This window comes from Streptococcus raffinosi (genome assembly GCF_030284685.1).
Taxonomy (GTDB): domain Bacteria; phylum Bacillota; class Bacilli; order Lactobacillales; family Streptococcaceae; genus Streptococcus; species Streptococcus raffinosi.
On the sequence record NZ_JASUZV010000002.1, the window covers coordinates 61,292 to 77,364 of the forward strand.

General features: G+C 39.4%; 15 protein-coding genes. 12 read left to right on the forward strand and 3 right to left on the reverse strand.

The genetic code is table 11. From position 1 onward, the window contains the following. Positions 1–2 precede the first annotated feature (2 nt). Together tehB and QRD39_RS01765 are read right to left on the reverse strand one after the other, a co-directional pair. Positions 3–881, reverse strand: coding sequence for an SAM-dependent methyltransferase TehB (gene tehB / locus QRD39_RS01760; RefSeq protein WP_285955446.1), 879 nt, complete (start codon positions 879–881; stop codon positions 3–5). 773 nt (positions 882–1,654) lie between these two features. Further along, positions 1,655–2,923, reverse strand: coding sequence for a matrixin family metalloprotease (locus QRD39_RS01765; RefSeq protein ID WP_285955447.1), 1,269 nt, complete (start codon positions 2,921–2,923; stop codon positions 1,655–1,657). A 212-nt stretch (positions 2,924–3,135) separates the two neighbouring features. Here QRD39_RS01765 and QRD39_RS01770 point away from each other — a divergent pair, with 212 nt between their 5' ends. The 9 genes from QRD39_RS01770 (at position 3,136) to folP (ending at position 12,421) form a co-directional block, all read left to right on the forward strand. Beyond that, on the forward strand, positions 3,136–3,873 hold the full coding sequence (locus QRD39_RS01770) for a LytR/AlgR family response regulator transcription factor (RefSeq protein ID WP_285955448.1): 738 nt from the start codon (positions 3,136–3,138) through the stop codon (positions 3,871–3,873). A gap of 162 nt (positions 3,874–4,035) precedes the next feature. Then, on the forward strand, positions 4,036–5,361 hold the full coding sequence (locus QRD39_RS01775; protein WP_285955449.1) for a sensor histidine kinase: 1,326 nt from the start codon (positions 4,036–4,038) through the stop codon (positions 5,359–5,361). A gap of 112 nt (positions 5,362–5,473) precedes the next feature. Then, the gene (locus QRD39_RS01780; RefSeq protein ID WP_285955450.1) at positions 5,474–6,868 is read left to right on the forward strand and encodes a hypothetical protein; all 1,395 of its coding nucleotides are present in this window, start codon (positions 5,474–5,476) and stop codon (positions 6,866–6,868) included. 162 nt (positions 6,869–7,030) lie between these two features. Beyond that, positions 7,031–7,303, forward strand: coding sequence for a 30S ribosomal protein S16 (gene rpsP / locus QRD39_RS01785; RefSeq protein ID WP_002887709.1), 273 nt, complete (start codon positions 7,031–7,033; stop codon positions 7,301–7,303). Between the two features lie 11 nt (positions 7,304–7,314). Further along, on the forward strand, positions 7,315–7,563 hold the full coding sequence (locus QRD39_RS01790; protein WP_285955451.1) for a KH domain-containing protein: 249 nt from the start codon (positions 7,315–7,317) through the stop codon (positions 7,561–7,563). Between the two features lie 168 nt (positions 7,564–7,731). Beyond that, positions 7,732–8,994, forward strand: a complete 1,263-nt coding sequence (locus QRD39_RS01795; protein WP_285955452.1) for a bifunctional folylpolyglutamate synthase/dihydrofolate synthase — start codon at positions 7,732–7,734, stop codon at positions 8,992–8,994. Positions 8,995–9,057: 63 nt separating this feature from the next. Next, positions 9,058–10,902: an APC family permease gene (locus tag QRD39_RS01800; RefSeq protein ID WP_285955453.1), complete on the forward strand. Its 1,845-nt coding sequence runs from the start codon at positions 9,058–9,060 to the stop codon at positions 10,900–10,902. Between the two features lie 146 nt (positions 10,903–11,048). Beyond that, positions 11,049–11,612, forward strand: coding sequence for a GTP cyclohydrolase I FolE (folE, locus tag QRD39_RS01805; protein WP_002884345.1), 564 nt, complete (start codon positions 11,049–11,051; stop codon positions 11,610–11,612). An 8-nt stretch (positions 11,613–11,620) separates the two neighbouring features. Then, positions 11,621–12,421, forward strand: a complete 801-nt coding sequence (gene folP / locus QRD39_RS01810; protein ID WP_285955454.1) for a dihydropteroate synthase — start codon at positions 11,621–11,623, stop codon at positions 12,419–12,421. 32 nt (positions 12,422–12,453) lie between these two features. Here the strand turns inward: folP and QRD39_RS01815 are convergent, their stop codons facing one another. Next, positions 12,454–13,905: an alpha-amylase gene (locus tag QRD39_RS01815; protein ID WP_285955455.1), complete on the reverse strand. Its 1,452-nt coding sequence runs from the start codon at positions 13,903–13,905 to the stop codon at positions 12,454–12,456. A gap of 221 nt (positions 13,906–14,126) precedes the next feature. On the opposite strand from QRD39_RS01815, the gene folB reads away from it, so the two are divergent. The 3 genes from folB (at position 14,127) to murB (ending at position 16,065) form a co-directional block, all read left to right on the forward strand. Further along, a complete protein-coding gene (gene folB, locus QRD39_RS01820; protein WP_285955456.1) occupies positions 14,127–14,486 on the forward strand; it encodes a dihydroneopterin aldolase in 360 nt (119 codons plus the stop codon). Next, complete coding sequence (folK, locus tag QRD39_RS01825; protein ID WP_285955457.1) at positions 14,483–14,974, forward strand: 2-amino-4-hydroxy-6-hydroxymethyldihydropteridine diphosphokinase; 492 nt, start codon at positions 14,483–14,485, stop codon at positions 14,972–14,974. Before folB ends, folK begins: the two co-directional genes overlap by 4 nt. A gap of 188 nt (positions 14,975–15,162) precedes the next feature. Next, complete coding sequence (gene murB, locus QRD39_RS01830) at positions 15,163–16,065, forward strand: UDP-N-acetylmuramate dehydrogenase (protein ID WP_285955458.1); 903 nt, start codon at positions 15,163–15,165, stop codon at positions 16,063–16,065. The last annotated feature ends 8 nt before the right edge of the window (positions 16,066–16,073 follow it).

Genomic DNA, 16,073 nt, shown 5'->3' on the forward strand with positions numbered 1-16,073 from the left:
TGTTATTTAACCTTTTTAGCCAACATAGTCGCAAATTGAAGGGCAATTGGATTACCATATTCATCTAAGCGGTGAAGGTGACCAATATTTTCATTGTATTTGACAAGCTCCCAGTCGCTATAGTAGTTTTTCAATTCGCCTTCTTCAAAGGTAAATGGGAAAGGCATGGTACAAGGGTGCTCCTCAGTATTCATGGCACAGACAATCAAATTGTAACCGCCAAGAACAGTTCGCTCTTGCATGTTTTTGATGATAGCTGGAATTTGGTCAGGATCAAGGAACATGAAGACCACTGTTGAGAGAATAAAGTCAAAGGTTTCTGATTCTGGAAGAGCAGCGAGGTTGATATCGTAGTAACCAGCTCTAACATTGTAATTTTCCTCATCCGCAATCATCTGGATACGTTGGGTAGCTTCATTGTTAATGTCAACAGCAGTAACATCATGTCCAAGTGATGCTAAGTAAAGAGCGTTACGACCATGACCACAACCGAGGTCTAGAGTACGACCAGGTTTGATATAGCCAGATTGAACTGCCTCAAGAACCTCAGAGTGAGCCTTGCTGTCATACTTTTTAGCCATATAATCCTCAGGTTTGCAATAAAAAGACAGATAGCATTCTAAATCCTCTGAAGCAGCAGCGATGCGGTGCCAAGCCTGAGGTTCTACAAAAGGAATATCTGTTTCAGGTGTGAAGAGATGTTCCGCAGTAACCTGTCCTTCTTCATCTAATTCGTAAAAATGAAGAGCCCCAGACAGGATGGTCAGTTTAGCCCATGTTCCTACCTTTGTATTATGTTTTTGAGTCACCATTTCTGGAAGAGTAGTGGCTGTCCAGTTTGGGAGACGTTTATAGCAAAGAAGTTGCTGATCTATAGTCATTTTGTGAGTTCCTTTCAATAGGTATGATTCTATTATAGCAAAAGTTTGGAAAAGAAAAAAAGTCTAGCTGGGGGGCTAGACGCTTTTATTGTGAGAGAACTGATAATCTAGGAATGGGGGAAAAGTGTTTGGGGAAGATAGGTATAAATGTTAAGAAGGGTTCCTAGACTATCAAAAACGTTCATGAGAACAATAAGTTTCAAATGATAAAATATTTATCTTGAACTCATTCGTTCCCTCTTTACACTATCTATTCTACCAAAAAAATCAGCAAAATGCTTACATAATCTTTAAAAATGTAAAAAAATATCACGAACAGTCAATTAATGGTCTTGAACGGTATCTTTGTACAATCTATTTTGAGTGATTACTATTACAGTATCCTAAGAAATGTATTTATGGAAAGTAGATAAAAGAAAAAACGTCTAACTAAAGCAGCTAGACGTTAATTTAGGAGAGATCTGGAAATCTAGGAATGGGGGAAAAGTGTTTGGGGAAGATAGGTATAAATGTTAAGAAGGGTTCCTAGACTATATTTTATTCTGTTTATGAGAATAGTGAGTAAAAACTTATAAAAATAACTTTTTGCCTCATCCAGTCTCTCTTTACATTTTCTATTTTACCAGAAATATGGAATACAACTTTACATATTCTTAAAAAGTGTAAGAAAAAATCATGAACAGTCAATTAATAGTCTTGAATGGTCATCTCACTTTATTAAAAAAGCAGATCCCTCAGGTTCTGCTTGTAAATGATAGTAATGGTTTGATACCTTAAACAATCTTACCATAGAGCTTCTTAACATTGTTAATATCAATAGGTTGGATACTTGTTTTTCCACCCTTAGGTTCCATAACAGAGGCAACTGCACTATTATGGTCAAGTCCAATCGCATGTCCCAGTTCGTGTTGGGCAGTGTTAAGGAGTTTACCACCATTTTTTTGGTAGTAGTTGTTTTTAACATGGAAGCTATTCAGGTAAACGGTAGCATTGTTATATTGCTTGGTTGGGACATAATAAGTAGAGTAGGTAACTCCAAGAGGAGATGCTACATTTTCTTCATAACGTTCATCAGCAATAATGTTAGCTTTTAGTTTATCGTCGGTAAGTAGGAAGTTAAAGGCTCCAGTATTGTTCCAAGAGGTAATAGCTTCCTTGTAAGCAGTCACAATCTCTGGTGTTTTAGCTTTGATGAAGATGGTTGCTTCATTACTTGACCAATGAGGTGTGTTGTAATTTTCTTTGACGAGAACGTTGTTCTTTTGCCATACTTGCGCCACTCGGTCAACTGGTTTAGTAGCTTGGCCTGAAGCTGTGGGCTTATTTTCGGTAGTCACAGGCTTCTTAGGCTGAATAGTTGCAGTTGTTGAAGGCTTGTTTGCAACTGTAGCTGGTTTCTTGGGTTGGTTAGCCGTAGAACTTGATGTTTTAGGTTTAGAAGTTCCAGTAGTCGCTGGTTTTGTCGTGTCTGTTAATGGTTTTGGAAAATAGGTAGACAAAATTTTATGAACATTGCCATTGTCAATTGTCGTTGAAACCCATGTAGCACCATCTTTTGACCAGGTTTGTGCTTGTGCGACAGTTTCGGTCTTTGATGTTGCTTTATTTTCTTGAGATTGAGAATGACTTTCTGAACTTGTCGGAATCTTAGTCTCATAGGTTATGACTCCGGTCTGACGATTAACAGTGCTACTTGCTGTTTGACTATTTTGAGCTAATTCGTCAAAAGTTGGAGTAGTTGAGGTAGATTGATTAAAATCATTTTCATGTGTATGTTGGTCATCCACAGAGGTGTGTGAGATTGTGGTGACGGTAGCAGGTGCTTCAGAAGCAATAGCAGCCTGTGTTTGAGTGCTAGTACCAGGATTTGTACCTGTCTCAAGTTCAGCAAAAGTCAGTGCCTGAGTGGAATCTGAGACATAAGTCTGATCAGCAGAAGCTGTCTGAGAATGTCCCAAAAGAAAAACACTCATGATACCAACAGTTGCAAGGGTTAACAAGGTCCTTGAATGGAATCCTTGCCTTTCAGTAAAACGTAACATAACTTTCTCCTTTTTAATATAAAACAAAAACAGTTCTAATGATACCATCTGAAAATGAATATAAAGTGACAACAATATAACAATTGTTATATAAATAGAAACTTGGTCGTTAAAAAAGACTTTATACAGAAAAAAAGAATAATATCCGCTTAAATATGATAAAATGACAAGTAGGTATGCTAAAGTACATTAGAAAGAAAGAGGGAAATAAGATGCTTTCTATTATCATCCTGGAAGATGATGCCTTACAGCGTCACCGTGTTGGTCGCTTATTGGACGAAGCGGTTGAGGAGTCTAAGGCTGTTGTTAATGACATCACGTTCTTTGAGAATGGTCAGGAATTGTTAGATGCTGACAGAGGTTCAGGTAAATCCATGATTTACCTTCTGGATATTGACCTCAAAAATCAGACCAAGCAGGGACTAGATATTGGTTTGGAGATTCGAAAAGAAGACTTGAAGGCACAAATTGCTTTTGTAACAGCCTACTCGGAGTTTATGCCTTTGACTTTTCGTTATAAGATTCAAGCCCTTGATTTTGTGGATAAATCCATGGAAGATGTGGATCTCAAGAGAGCTTTGGTAGAGCTTTTGGATTTTGCCCAGTCGCAAGTTGAGCAAGAAACGAAGACACAGAGTCTCACTGTTAAAACGGATAAAAATGATGTCAGTATTCCTTATAATGACATTTTGTATATTGAGACAGCTCCTGTTCCACATAAGTTGATTGCCCATACCAAGACAAGCTTGGTTGAATTTTATGGGAAAATTGCAGAGGTGGCAAAACTGGATGATATCTTCTTCCAAACCCATCGCTCTTTTGTCGTTAATGTCAACAATGTGACAAGTGTGGATCGTACTGCCAATATGGTTTTCTTTGATGAAAATGAGTCTTGCCTCCTTTCGCGAACACGTAAAAAGGAACTTTTGGAACGATTGAAAAACCGTTAAAGTATCTAGCCTATCCTTCTTCTCTAATAGTTATTAAAAATTTTCTGAAATCCGAGACGATTATTCAGTTTTATCTCATCTATTGACGGAAATTGTGATAAAATAGTAGCGTGGCTTTTGCCGTTTACATATTATGACTAGAAGGAGGTGGCTAACTATCAGATGATGATTGATTTTCAAATTGCATTAGAATATCTTTTGCATTTTATCGTCATACAATGGATTTATGAACAGACCAGTTTAGTTAGGGTTCCCCGTCTGGTTCTCCCCTTGGCTTTCTTAGTAGAATTCCTAGGAGGATTACTCGGTTCTTCTTTTGGGGTCGGCTTGTCCTTTATGACGCCTTTCTATCTTCTTTTCTATGCCTATTTCTTTGGCAAGGAAAGAACGGCCAATATGTTGGCCTTCTACGCCTTCTATCCTCTAGTCATTTATCTGTTGATATTTAATGGTTATTCTTATTTCTTAATGCCAGCCTTTAATATCACTTCAGATTTTCTCAACAAGAGTTATCTTTATTTTATTTTCTTTGACCTTTTAATTGTTCCAACCTTTGTTGCTCTTTCCAAGCTTCTTAATATTGACTTTAAATCTTTAAGGGTCTTGGAGCGAGACCGTAAGTTTAGTCGAATTATGTTTTTCACTAACTTTATCTTGATTAGTTATGTGATTCTTAACTATGCTGTGGTTGTAGCTTCGCAATTCTTTTCACTCTACTATGCTGGTCCTATCGTAACCTTAGTTGGTTTTGCATCTATCCTTTTTGCTGTATATAGTGTCAATAAGTATGCAGATGAGTACTTTGAAAATCAGCGTCGAAAAGAAAATCGTCGTCACTTGGATGATTTAGAAAAGTATTCTGAGCAAGTTGAGAGCCTTTATGAAACACTACGTTGTTTTCGTCATGATTATACCAATGTTCTGATTTCGCTTAGTGAGGCGATACAGATGAGAGATATTGACCAGATTAAGATGATTTATGACACTGTCCTTAAAGATTCAGCATCAGATTTGAAGCAACAGAAATTTGATTTGGCGAAACTAACACATGTTACCAATATGCCACTCAAGAGCCTTTTGTCTTCTAAACTGGCTGAGGCGTTTGATAAAGGAATTCATTGCCATGTAGAGGTTGAAGAAGGTGTTTTCTTCACAGATATGCGTGCCTTGGATTTGATTACTATTACATCAATCCTCTGCGATAATGCTATTGAGGCAGCTGTTCTGTCAGAGACACCAAAGTTGTCTATTGCTATCTTCAAGATGGAGGGACAATCGGTGATTGCTGTTGAAAATTCAACTAAGGAAGATTCTATTGACATAACTCCTTTGAAGAAAAGAGGCTTTTCGACCAAGGGAACAGGTCGTGGTTTAGGTTTAGCAAATATCGAAGAAATTCTCTTCAGATATGACAATGTTTCCTTAGAAACGGAGTCAGCACAGCACCGTTTTGTGCAGTTATTATCCGTTACACCAAAACAAGATTAATTGGGGATTTAATAAGAGTTTTTAGAATTCTTGTTAGTCCCTATTTTTATGTTTTGAAATATGTTAAAATAGTAACGTTAATCATGTGTTTTTTAATTTAGGGGGATTTATTATGTTGAAAGACGAATGGTTAGAATACTTTGAGGCTGTCAATGGGCGAAAGCCGAGGCCTATTGATTTTAAAGAGGCTCTAGAAAGAGGAGAGTTTATCCTCTCTGAGGAGTCAGACTCAAGCCAAGTAACTAATCAAGTACCGTCTGATCAAGGACAAGCATCGCCTGATCAATCATTAGATGGAGAAACTGCAACCGCAAAAGCACTAGCCCAGTCTCAAAAAGAGCGTAACGACGCACAAGAGGCCCTAGCTAATGCTGCTCAAGAAAAGAGAAAAGCGCTATCCCAAGAAACTGTTTTCCAAGTGAAGACGCTTCAATCAGGTCGTGAAGCTGAGGTTCTTCAAAAGGAAGAAGAACAGCGTCAACGTGTCGCTGAAGCTAAAGAACGGTTGGCTAGTTATGCGCCAACACGTCCGGATTCAGTAAGCCATTCAGCAGGTGCTGCGAGTGCAACTATTCAGGATATTCCAGTGTTTAGCAATGAATCACAATATCATGACAGTTCTGAGGACTTGAAAAAAGCCAACCGAAAAGAAGAAAAAGAGGCCAAGAAAATTGCTCGTCAGGCTGCTCGTGATAAGAAAAAGGCCGAAAAGCTTGCTGATAAAGTCAAGTCCAAAGAAGATCAGACTGTAGACAAACTAGAAAAGAGATTGGAAAGTCAGATTCGTCTTCTAGAAAGTGTTCAGAACATTGATAAAAAATCACAGAAGGCAAAAAATTGGGGTAAAGGGGCCTTGATTTCTAGCCTTATTGCCGTTGTTTTGATGCTGTTGATTGGTGGTGTTTATGGCTTTTGGCGTAACGCTTCAGGTAACATTGAGGGGACTTGGGAATTAAAAACGTCAAAAGTCTTGGATGAGAATTCTGGCAAGTTAACCAACGCTCTTAAGGAGCATGAAAACAATAATGAAATTTATGTTTCTTTCCTTAAGGTTGACCATTCCAATAACCTACAGACACATTCTTACTTCTATACTAAGGGTAAGGAGGACCAGCCTACTTTTACGGCTTCAGATTATCTGAAGGAGTATCAAGTTGTTGATCAGTGGAATAAGTCTATTACCTATACCAAGGAAGTCTCAGAATTTAAGCGTGAGTTGACTCGGGTGGTCTCAGAACTTTATCCAAATGCCGATAAGAACTTAGTGGATTACTATATTTCGGATAATGTCGATAACTATAGACTTTATCGCAAAGGAAAACGAACCAAGTCGTATACTGTTAATAAGGATACCTTGGTTGTTTCTACATATAATGAAGATGGTAAACTGACTAGCCGTGATACTTATGAGAAGGTCTCAAAAGCGACAGCTAAAGGCTTAGAAGCTGAATATGCTGAAGCAAAAGTGGCTTACGAAAAAAATCATAAGACTACAAGCAAAAAATAGGTAAAAAGTGAGTTAGAGGTTGTCTCTAACTTTTTTTGTTGAAAATTTGAGTCTGTCAAGTTTTTTTCTTGACACATAAAAATGTTATGGTATACTAGATAAGGTCGAGAGGTAGTCAATGCCTCCACCATAATAAAAAACTAAAGAAAAGAGATATTAAAAATGGCAGTAAAAATCCGTTTGACTCGTATGGGTTCTAAGAAAAAACCTTTCTACCGTATTAACGTTGCAGACTCACGTGCTCCACGTGATGGACGTTTCATCGAAACAGTTGGTACTTACAACCCACTCGTTGAAGAAAACCAAGTATCAATCAAAGAAGATCGTATTCTTGAATGGTTGTCTAAAGGTGCACAACCTTCAGATACAGTTCGTAACATCCTTTCAAAAGAAGGCGTTATGAAGAAATTCCACGAATCAAAATTCTCAAAATAATTTTTTAGCCTATGGATACCATTGAAAATCTTATTATCGCTATCGTTAAACCTTTAATTGCTTCACCAGACCAGTTGACCATTAAAATTATTGATGGCGCTGAGTTTTTGGAGTACCATCTTGACCTCGACCCAACAGACATTGGGCGTGTTATCGGGAAAAAAGGACGTACTATTACGGCGATAAGAGCGATTGTCTATTCGGTACCTACTCAAGGTAAGAAGGTTCGTCTTGTTATTGACGAAAAAGAGAATGCTTAAGAGACGACCTTAGGGTTGTCTTTTTTGCATTTTTTGGTTAACCTTCTAAGTCTTTGATATAATATGAAGGTTAAAGAGGTATTACAATTTTTGTCTAAAAGCAACTATGATTGGGTAAAAACAAGTATATACCTCAATCAAAGAATAAATCTGAAAGAAGGAGTAAGGATGACTTATCAAGAAGCGTTAGAGTGGATTCACGGTCAGTTGAAGTTTGGCATTAAGCCAGGTTTGGAACGTATGGCCTGGATGCTTGAAGAACTAGGAAACCCACAAGACAATTTGAAGGCTGTGCATATCGTTGGGACTAATGGAAAAGGGTCTACGGTAAATGCCCTACAAACGATTTTTAGTCAAGCAGGTTATGAAGTTGGAACCTTTACCTCGCCCTACATTATTGATTTTAAGGAACGAATTTCTGTCAATGGTCAGATGATTTCAGAAGAGGATTTGCTCGGCTTGGTTGAACGTGTTAAGCCTGTAGTTGAGCGTCTACCAAAAGAGACAGAGCATGAAAATGCGACAGAGTTTGAGATTATCACAGTCTTGATGTTTCTCTACTTTGGACAAGTCCATCCTGTGGATATTGCATTTATAGAGGCTGGAATGGGCGGCTTGCATGATTCGACTAATCTATTTAGTCCTCTAGCGGTCATCTGTCCATCTATTGGTCTGGATCATCAGGCGGTTTTGGGAAATACTCATACTGAAATTGCGGCAGAAAAGGCTGGTGTTTTGAAAAATGGAGCTCCCTTTATTTTTGCGACTGAGCGAGATGATGTTCGAGCAGTCTTTGAAAAGAAAGCACATGAAGAAGGGGCTAAGACCTACGAGTTAGGAAAAGATTTCACAGCTAAAGGGACAAGTCATTCCTTTGATTTTGCTTACGAGGAACAAAAGCTAGAAAATATCTCATTGGCTATGGCTGGTCAGCATCAGGTGGCTAATGCTAGTTTGGCCATTATGGCTTCTTTGCTGCTTCAAAAAGATTATCCAGAAGTGACCCCTGACCTCATTAAGGCTGCCTTAGCTCATGCTAGTTGGCTAGGTCGAACAGAGTTTTTGATGCCTAATCTCATGATAGATGGTGCTCATAATAACGAGAGTGTTAAGGTCTTGATTGATTTGTTAAAATCAGAATATGCGGATAAGGATATTGAATTGCTTTTTGCAGCTATTGATACCAAGCCTATTGATAGTATGTTGGCTCAGTTAGAGTCGGTCGGTGATTTGACAGTAACCAGCTTTGAGTATCCAAATAGTGTCAAATTGGACAAGTATCCAGCTGCTTACAAAAAGGTCTCAGACTTCCAAACTTGGATCAAGAATCATGTATCAGCTGATAAGGACAAATTATATGTTATTACAGGATCTCTTTACTTTATTTCCCAAGTTCGAAAATGGCTTTTAGAGCGAAAAAATAACGTTTAGACTTGAAAGATAAGTCTTATGGGCGTATAATACCCCATATGTTTTAAATGTAAGGAGAAAAAAATGCTTCAACGTCTGAAAAACATTTTAATAGGTGAACCCTTGACCCAGGATAATAGCAGTGATGATCACTTATTATCTAAGGTTCAAGCATTAGCCATGTTGTCGAGTGATGCTCTATCATCTATCGCATACGGTCCTGAGCAGGTTGTATTGGTGTTGATGGCGGTATCAAGCGCTGCTATTTGGTGGTCTATCCCTATTGGGGTTTTGGTTTTAGTCCTTTTGGCTAGCCTTACTATTTCTTACAGACAGGTAATTAAGGCCTATCCACAGGGTGGTGGCGCCTACATGGTAACTTCGGAAAATCTGTCACCTAAGTTTGGTTTGATAGCTGGAGGTAGTCTCTTAGTCGACTATATGTTGACAGTAGCCGTTTCAGTTGCCTCAGGTGCGGATGCCATTACCTCAGCTATTCCTTTACTTCATCCCTATAATCTGGAAATCTCAATGATTTTGGTTCTTGTTTTGATGGTGATGAACCTCAGGGGAATGCGTGAATCGGCAAAATCTCTGATGATTCCTGTTTATCTCTTTATTGTCTCAACGATATTCTTATTAGGATTTGGTTTCTTACAGATCTTAACGGGGCATATGCCTTATGCGGCTACGGCCCATTTAGGTCAACCGATTACAGGTGTGTCAGTGATTCTTATTTTAAGGGCCTTTACATCAGGTTCGGCTTCATTGACAGGGGTGGAAGCTATTTCTAATGCAGTGCCTTTCTTTAAGAAACCTAAGCCTAAAAACGCTGCATCAACCCTCTTTATCATGTCAAGCATCTTGGGGATTATGTTTGCTGGAATTACCTTCCTAAACTGGTGGACTGGCATTACACCTCATTCAGGTGTGACAATTTTGGCACAGATGGCTAGAGAAATTCTTGGCTATTCATGGATTGGTAGTATCTTATTTTATATCTTCCAATTCTCAACTGCTATGATTCTTGCAGTAGCAGCAAATACTGGTTTTTCAGCCTTTCCGATGTTGTCCTTTAATATGGCTAAGAATAAATACATGCCTCATATGTATCTTGAAAAAGGTGCACGTATGGGATACTCTAACGGTATCTTGACGCTGGCTATTGGGGCCATTACTCTCTTATTCATTTTCCGAGGAAATACGGAACGTTTGATTCCGCTTTATACAATAGGGGTGTTCATTCCGTTTGCACTTTCTCAAACAGGTATGGTTGTCCATTGGATTCGTGAATACGGCAAGGGCTTCTGGAAACACTCTTTAGCTAATATTTTAGGTGCCCTAATTTGTTATGCTATCGTCCTCATTCTCTTCCTTTTCCGTCTAGGAGATATTTGGCCATTCTTCCCAATTATTGCTATTTTGATGTGGATGTTCCTTAAGATTAAGAAACATTACAATGGGGTTGCTCAACAATTGCGTATTGATGGTCAAGTCAAAGAACATCATTATCAAGGCAATATCGTCCTTATCTTGGTGGGGAATGTTACAAAGGCTAATATTGGTGCTATTTCTTATGCACGTTCTATTGGTGATAAGGTTATCGCTATGCATGTGTCTACTAAAGATACAGAGAACAAGGATAAGGAAACCGAACAAGAGTTTAAAAAATATTTCCCAGAAATCGAGATGGTTCATATCCAATCACCTTACAGTTCAATTACGCAGTCAACTATTCAATATGTAGACGAAGTAGCTACTCAGGCTGAAAAGGAGAATGCGACTCTGACTGTTATGATTCCACAGTTTGTTCCGAAAAAATCATGGCAAACCATGCTTCACAACCAGATGAGTTTACGATTGAAATATTATCTCAAATGGCGTGAGAATATTGTCATTTCATCATATTCTTACCACTTAAAAGATTAAATAAAGACAAGCGAAGATAGTCCCCATGTGACGGGGAGTCTTCGCTTTTTTTAGTTAGAATTCAGCTAGGCAATTTTATTTTTTGCTAGAAAAATCGAGCAAAATGAGTTATAATAGATAGTACTATAACGTTTCAAGAGGAAATTATGGCAAATCAAGAAAAAGTAGAACAAGCAGTCTATCAATTATTGGAAGCTTTGGGTGAGAATCCTGAGCGTGAAGGTCTTTTGGATACGCCAAAACGTGTGGCTAAGATGTATGCTGAGATGTTTTCAGGTTTAAATGAAGACCCTAAAGATCAGTTTACAGCAGTCTTCTCAGAGGTACATGACGAAGTTGTCCTTGTCAAGGATATTCCTTTTTACTCTATGTGTGAGCATCACTTGGTTCCCTTCTATGGAAAGGCTCATGTAGCTTATCTGCCAAGTGGGGATAAGGTGACTGGACTCTCAAAATTGGCACGTGCTGTTGAAGTCGCGGCCCGTCGTCCACAATTGCAAGAACGTCTGACAGATCAAGTCGCTACAGCGCTTGAAGAAGCTCTTAATCCTCGAGGTGTTTTTGTCATGGTGGAAGCAGAACACATGTGTATGACCATGCGTGGTATTAAGAAACCAGGAAGTAAGACCATCACAACAGTTGCTAAAGGCCTCTATAAAGAAGACCGTGAAGAACGTAAGGAAATTCTTTCTTTGATGCGTGATTTTTAGGAGTTAAAATGTTTATTGGTAAACATGAAATTGCAGGTAAGGCCTGCATTATGGGAATCTTGAATGTCACCCCAGATTCTTTTTCAGACGGTGGTGATTTTGACACAATAGAAGATGCACTAGCTCAGGTTGAGCGTATGATTGCTCAAGGGGCTAGTATTATTGATGTGGGTGGTGAATCTACAGGACCCGGAGCAGAATTTGTTACCGAGGAAGAAGAGATTGCTCGTATTGTGCCAATTATACAAGCTATTAAGGCAAATTATGACGTTCTCGTCAGTATTGATACCTACAAGACAGCTACTGCTAGAGTTGCTCTTGAAGCAGGTGCGGATATTCTTAATGATGTTTGGGCAGGGCTTTATGATGGTCAGATGTTAGCTTTAGCTGCTGAGAAAGACGTGCCAATCATCCTAATGCACAATCAAAAAGAAGAGGTTTACAATGATATCACTGAAGATGTCTGTGCCTTTCTCAATCAACGTGCGCAAGCTGCTCTTAAAGCAGGTGTGGCCAAGGAAAATATTTGGATTGATCCTGGCTTTGGTTTTGCTAAAAATGTCCAACACAATATAGATCTGCTTAAAGGCTTGGACAAGGTTGTTGGACTTGGGTATCCTGTTCTTTTTGGGATTTCTCGGAAGCGTGTTATGGATTATCTCCTAGGTGGAAATATTCCTGCCAAGGATCGTGATCAAGGGACAGCTGCTCTATCTGGTTATGCTGTTAGCAAGGGATGTCAAATTGTTCGTGTCCATAATGTTGAAGTCAATCGTGATATAGTCAAAACTATCGCAGGAATTTTATGAAACGAAAAAAAGCTCAAATCGAGCTTTTTTTCTTAGTCTTGAATTGTCCAAACGCTGACAGATTTTTCAGAAACTGGGAAGTCCCCCCATCCGTCTTCATCAATGGTTACAGTATCAGAGCAGTTTCCAAGGATGTCATGGAAGGTTTGTCCAGCCCAATCACTGCCAATTTCCATAGTTTTGCTGTTAGCAACATCATTAGAAATGGTTACGGCTAATGGAGTACCGCCTTCGTTGCCAGAGCGTGTCCATCCGATACAGTTAGGGTCGTCAAAGTAGTCTGTTTGCTCTCCGTAAGCTAATTCTTTACGAGCGTAAAGTAGGGTGTCTAAGACCTCTTGGAAACTTTCCTGAGCAAACTCCCCTTTGATACCATAGTAGTCCCCATAAAACAGGCAAGGAAGACCATCTTCACGAAGTAGAATAAGAGCGTAAGCAGCTGGCTTAAACCATTCTTCAACAGTTGATTCTAGAGCCTGTCCACGTTGGGTATCGTGGTTCTCTACGAAGGTTACCGCATGCTCTGGGTGATTTTTGACCAAGGTTTGATCGAAAATAGTCGTCAAATCGTAATCGGATCCTTCCAGGCTGGCATCGTATAAATTGTTATGAAGGCGAACATCCACAAGGTCAAAGCGGTTTTCAGTTTTCTCGAGATAGGTATTATTATCTTCTTCCTTGGCATTCCAAAACTCACCAAAGACATAGAAGTCCTGCCCCTGTTTTTCTTTGACATCACGGATGAAGTTACGCATAAAGAAAGAATCAATGTGCTTGATGGCATCCATTCGGAAACCTTGGACCCCAGTTGTTTGAACGAACCAGTCAGCCCATTCGTAAATATTTTTGATAACCTCAGGATGTTTATAGTCTAGGTTGGCATACATAAGGTAGTCAAAGTTACCATTTTCATTGTCAACTAAGTCGTTGTTTGCCCAGCCTTTGTTGTCACCTTGGATGAGATAGATACCACTTTTATTTCGTTTGGCATCGAAGTCAGTCCCATTAAAGTGGTACCAGTGCCATTCAAAATCGTTGTAGGCCTTTTGACGACCATCAAATGTGAAATGTGTCCACCCTTCAATTTCAAAAGGCTTGCTGATTTCTTTTGTACGATCCTCTGGGTCAACTTCGACCACTTCGAAGGTCTCGAGTTTATCCGCTGCTGCCTTGTGATTAAGGACGACGTCAGCCATGGGTACAATACCAACGTCTTTGAGGCGATTAATAGCATTGAGATATTCATCTTTGAAACCGTACTTAGTGCGAATAGTACCCTTTTGATCGAATTCGCCTAGGTCAAAGAGGTCATAGACTCCGTAACCGACATCATCCTTATTAGTGCCTTTAAAAGCAGGTGGCATCCAAACATGGCTAATACCAAGGTCTGAGAGATGTTGGGCATCTTCAGCCAAGTGATTCCAATGTTGTCCATCGCTTGGAAGATACCATTCAAAATATTGCATTACAGTTTGATTTGTCATAGTTAATTCCTTGTTCATTGAGAAAGTCTATATGTTATAGCAGGAAGTTTTTCAACCTCTGCCCCTTTATTGTACCAAATAAGAATAATTGTGCAAGCGTTTGCATTAAATAAAGTGACAAAAGTCTCTGTTTTGTCTAAAAAATCATACGAATTAGAGCGTAACTTTTTAGCTGTTTTATGCTAGAATAAGGGTAAGTTTAGTCGTCTAAAGGAGAGTAAATGGATAAAATAGTTTTGAATGGTTGCCGTTTCTATGGCTATCATGGTGCTTTTGCTGAAGAACAAACCCTAGGACAGATTTTTGTGGTGGATTTGGAATTGGCAGTTGATTTGGTCAAGGCCTCACGAAGTGATGAACTAGCAGATACGGTTCATTATGGCTTGGTTTTTGAGGCTATGAAGAGACAGGTGGAAGAAGTAAAGTATAGCTTAATTGAGCGTTTAGCTGGTGCTATTTGCGAAGATTTATTTGCTCAATTTGACCCTATCCAAGCCATTAAGATTCGTATTTCTAAGGAGAATCCACCTATTAACGGACATTACAAGAGTGTGGGAATTGAGTTGGAGCGTAGCCGATGACAAAAGTTTATTTGAGTTTGGGGTCTAACATGGGTGACCGCCAAGGCTATCTCCAAAGAGCTGTGGAAGCCTTGAAGCAGTTGACTGATACTGAGGTTGAAGCCGTGTCCTCTTATTACGAGACAGCCGCTTGGGGGCTAACAGATCAGGCTGATTTTTTAAACCTCACCTTGGCATTAGAAACGCAGTTGCCAGCTGAAAGCCTACTCAGTGCTTGTCAGGCCATTGAGAAGGACTTGGATCGCGTTCGCCATGAGCATTGGGGACCCCGGACCGTGGATATTGATATTCTTCTCTATGGACAGGAAATTTGGGAGACTGAGCATCTGATAGTACCACATCCTTTCATGACTCAGAGAGCCTTTGTTTTGGTTCCTCTGCTAGAAATTGCAAAGGACTTAGTTGAGCCTCAAACTGGTCAAACCTACGAAAATTATTTGAGTCAATTAGACACTAATGATGTTCACAAATTCGTGACTTCGGACTAGTTTTTACTAAAATTCCTTGTCGTCAAGATGGGGATTTTTTGCTATAATTAATCTTGGCTTTTGCTGTATTTTTCCTCGATGTTCGAGGGGAAAATAGTAACACATTTGTAGGTTCTGCCTTTAATGATAGGGAAGCCTATCACAATGCCTACGAAGAAATAAAAAGAATAGAAAAGTATGGAAAAAATATGATTGATGAATTAAAAAAAGATTTAGTGGGAATTGATATTCGTTTCAATGAACCCTTAAAACGTTACACCTATACCAAGGTTGGTGGACCAGCAGATTATTTGGCCTTTCCACGTAATCGTTATGAGCTTTCTCGTATTGTCAAATTTGCTAATAAGCAAGGGATTCCCTGGATGGTTCTTGGAAATGCTAGTAATTTGATTGTCCGTGATGGCGGTATCCGAGGTTTTGTGATTATGTTTGACAAGCTTAACGGTATTGCAGTTAACGGTTATCAAATTGAAGCAGAAGCGGGTGCTAATTTGATTGCGACAACAAAGGTGGCTCGTTTCCAAAGCTTGACTGGTTTTGAATTTGCAGCAGGCATCCCAGGTAGTGTTGGTGGTGCTGTATTCATGAATGCTGGGGCCTATGGCGGAGAGATTGCTCATATCTTGGTTTCTGCTCAGGTTTTGACAAAAGACGGTGATATTCGTACCATTGCGGCACGTGACATGCGTTTTGGTTACCGTCGCTCGGTTCTTCAGGAGACTGGTGAAGTTGTTATTTCAGCTAAGTTTAATCTCCATCCAGGTGACTATCATCAAATTAAGAATGAAATGAATCGCCTCAATCACTTACGTGAACTTAAGCAACCTCTCGAATACCCTTCATGTGGTTCTGTTTTTAAACGCCCACCAGGCCACTTTGCTGGTCAGCTTATTACGGAAGCTAATCTTAAAGGCCATCGTATCGGTGGTGTTGAGGTTTCAACCAAGCATGCTGGTTTCATGGTCAATGTGGATCAAGGAACAGCTAAAGATTATGAGGATCTTATCGCCGATGTCATTGCCAAGGTTAGGAAAAATTCTGGAGTTACCTTAGAACCTGAAGTTCGTATCATTGGTGATAAGCTTAACTAAATCAACCC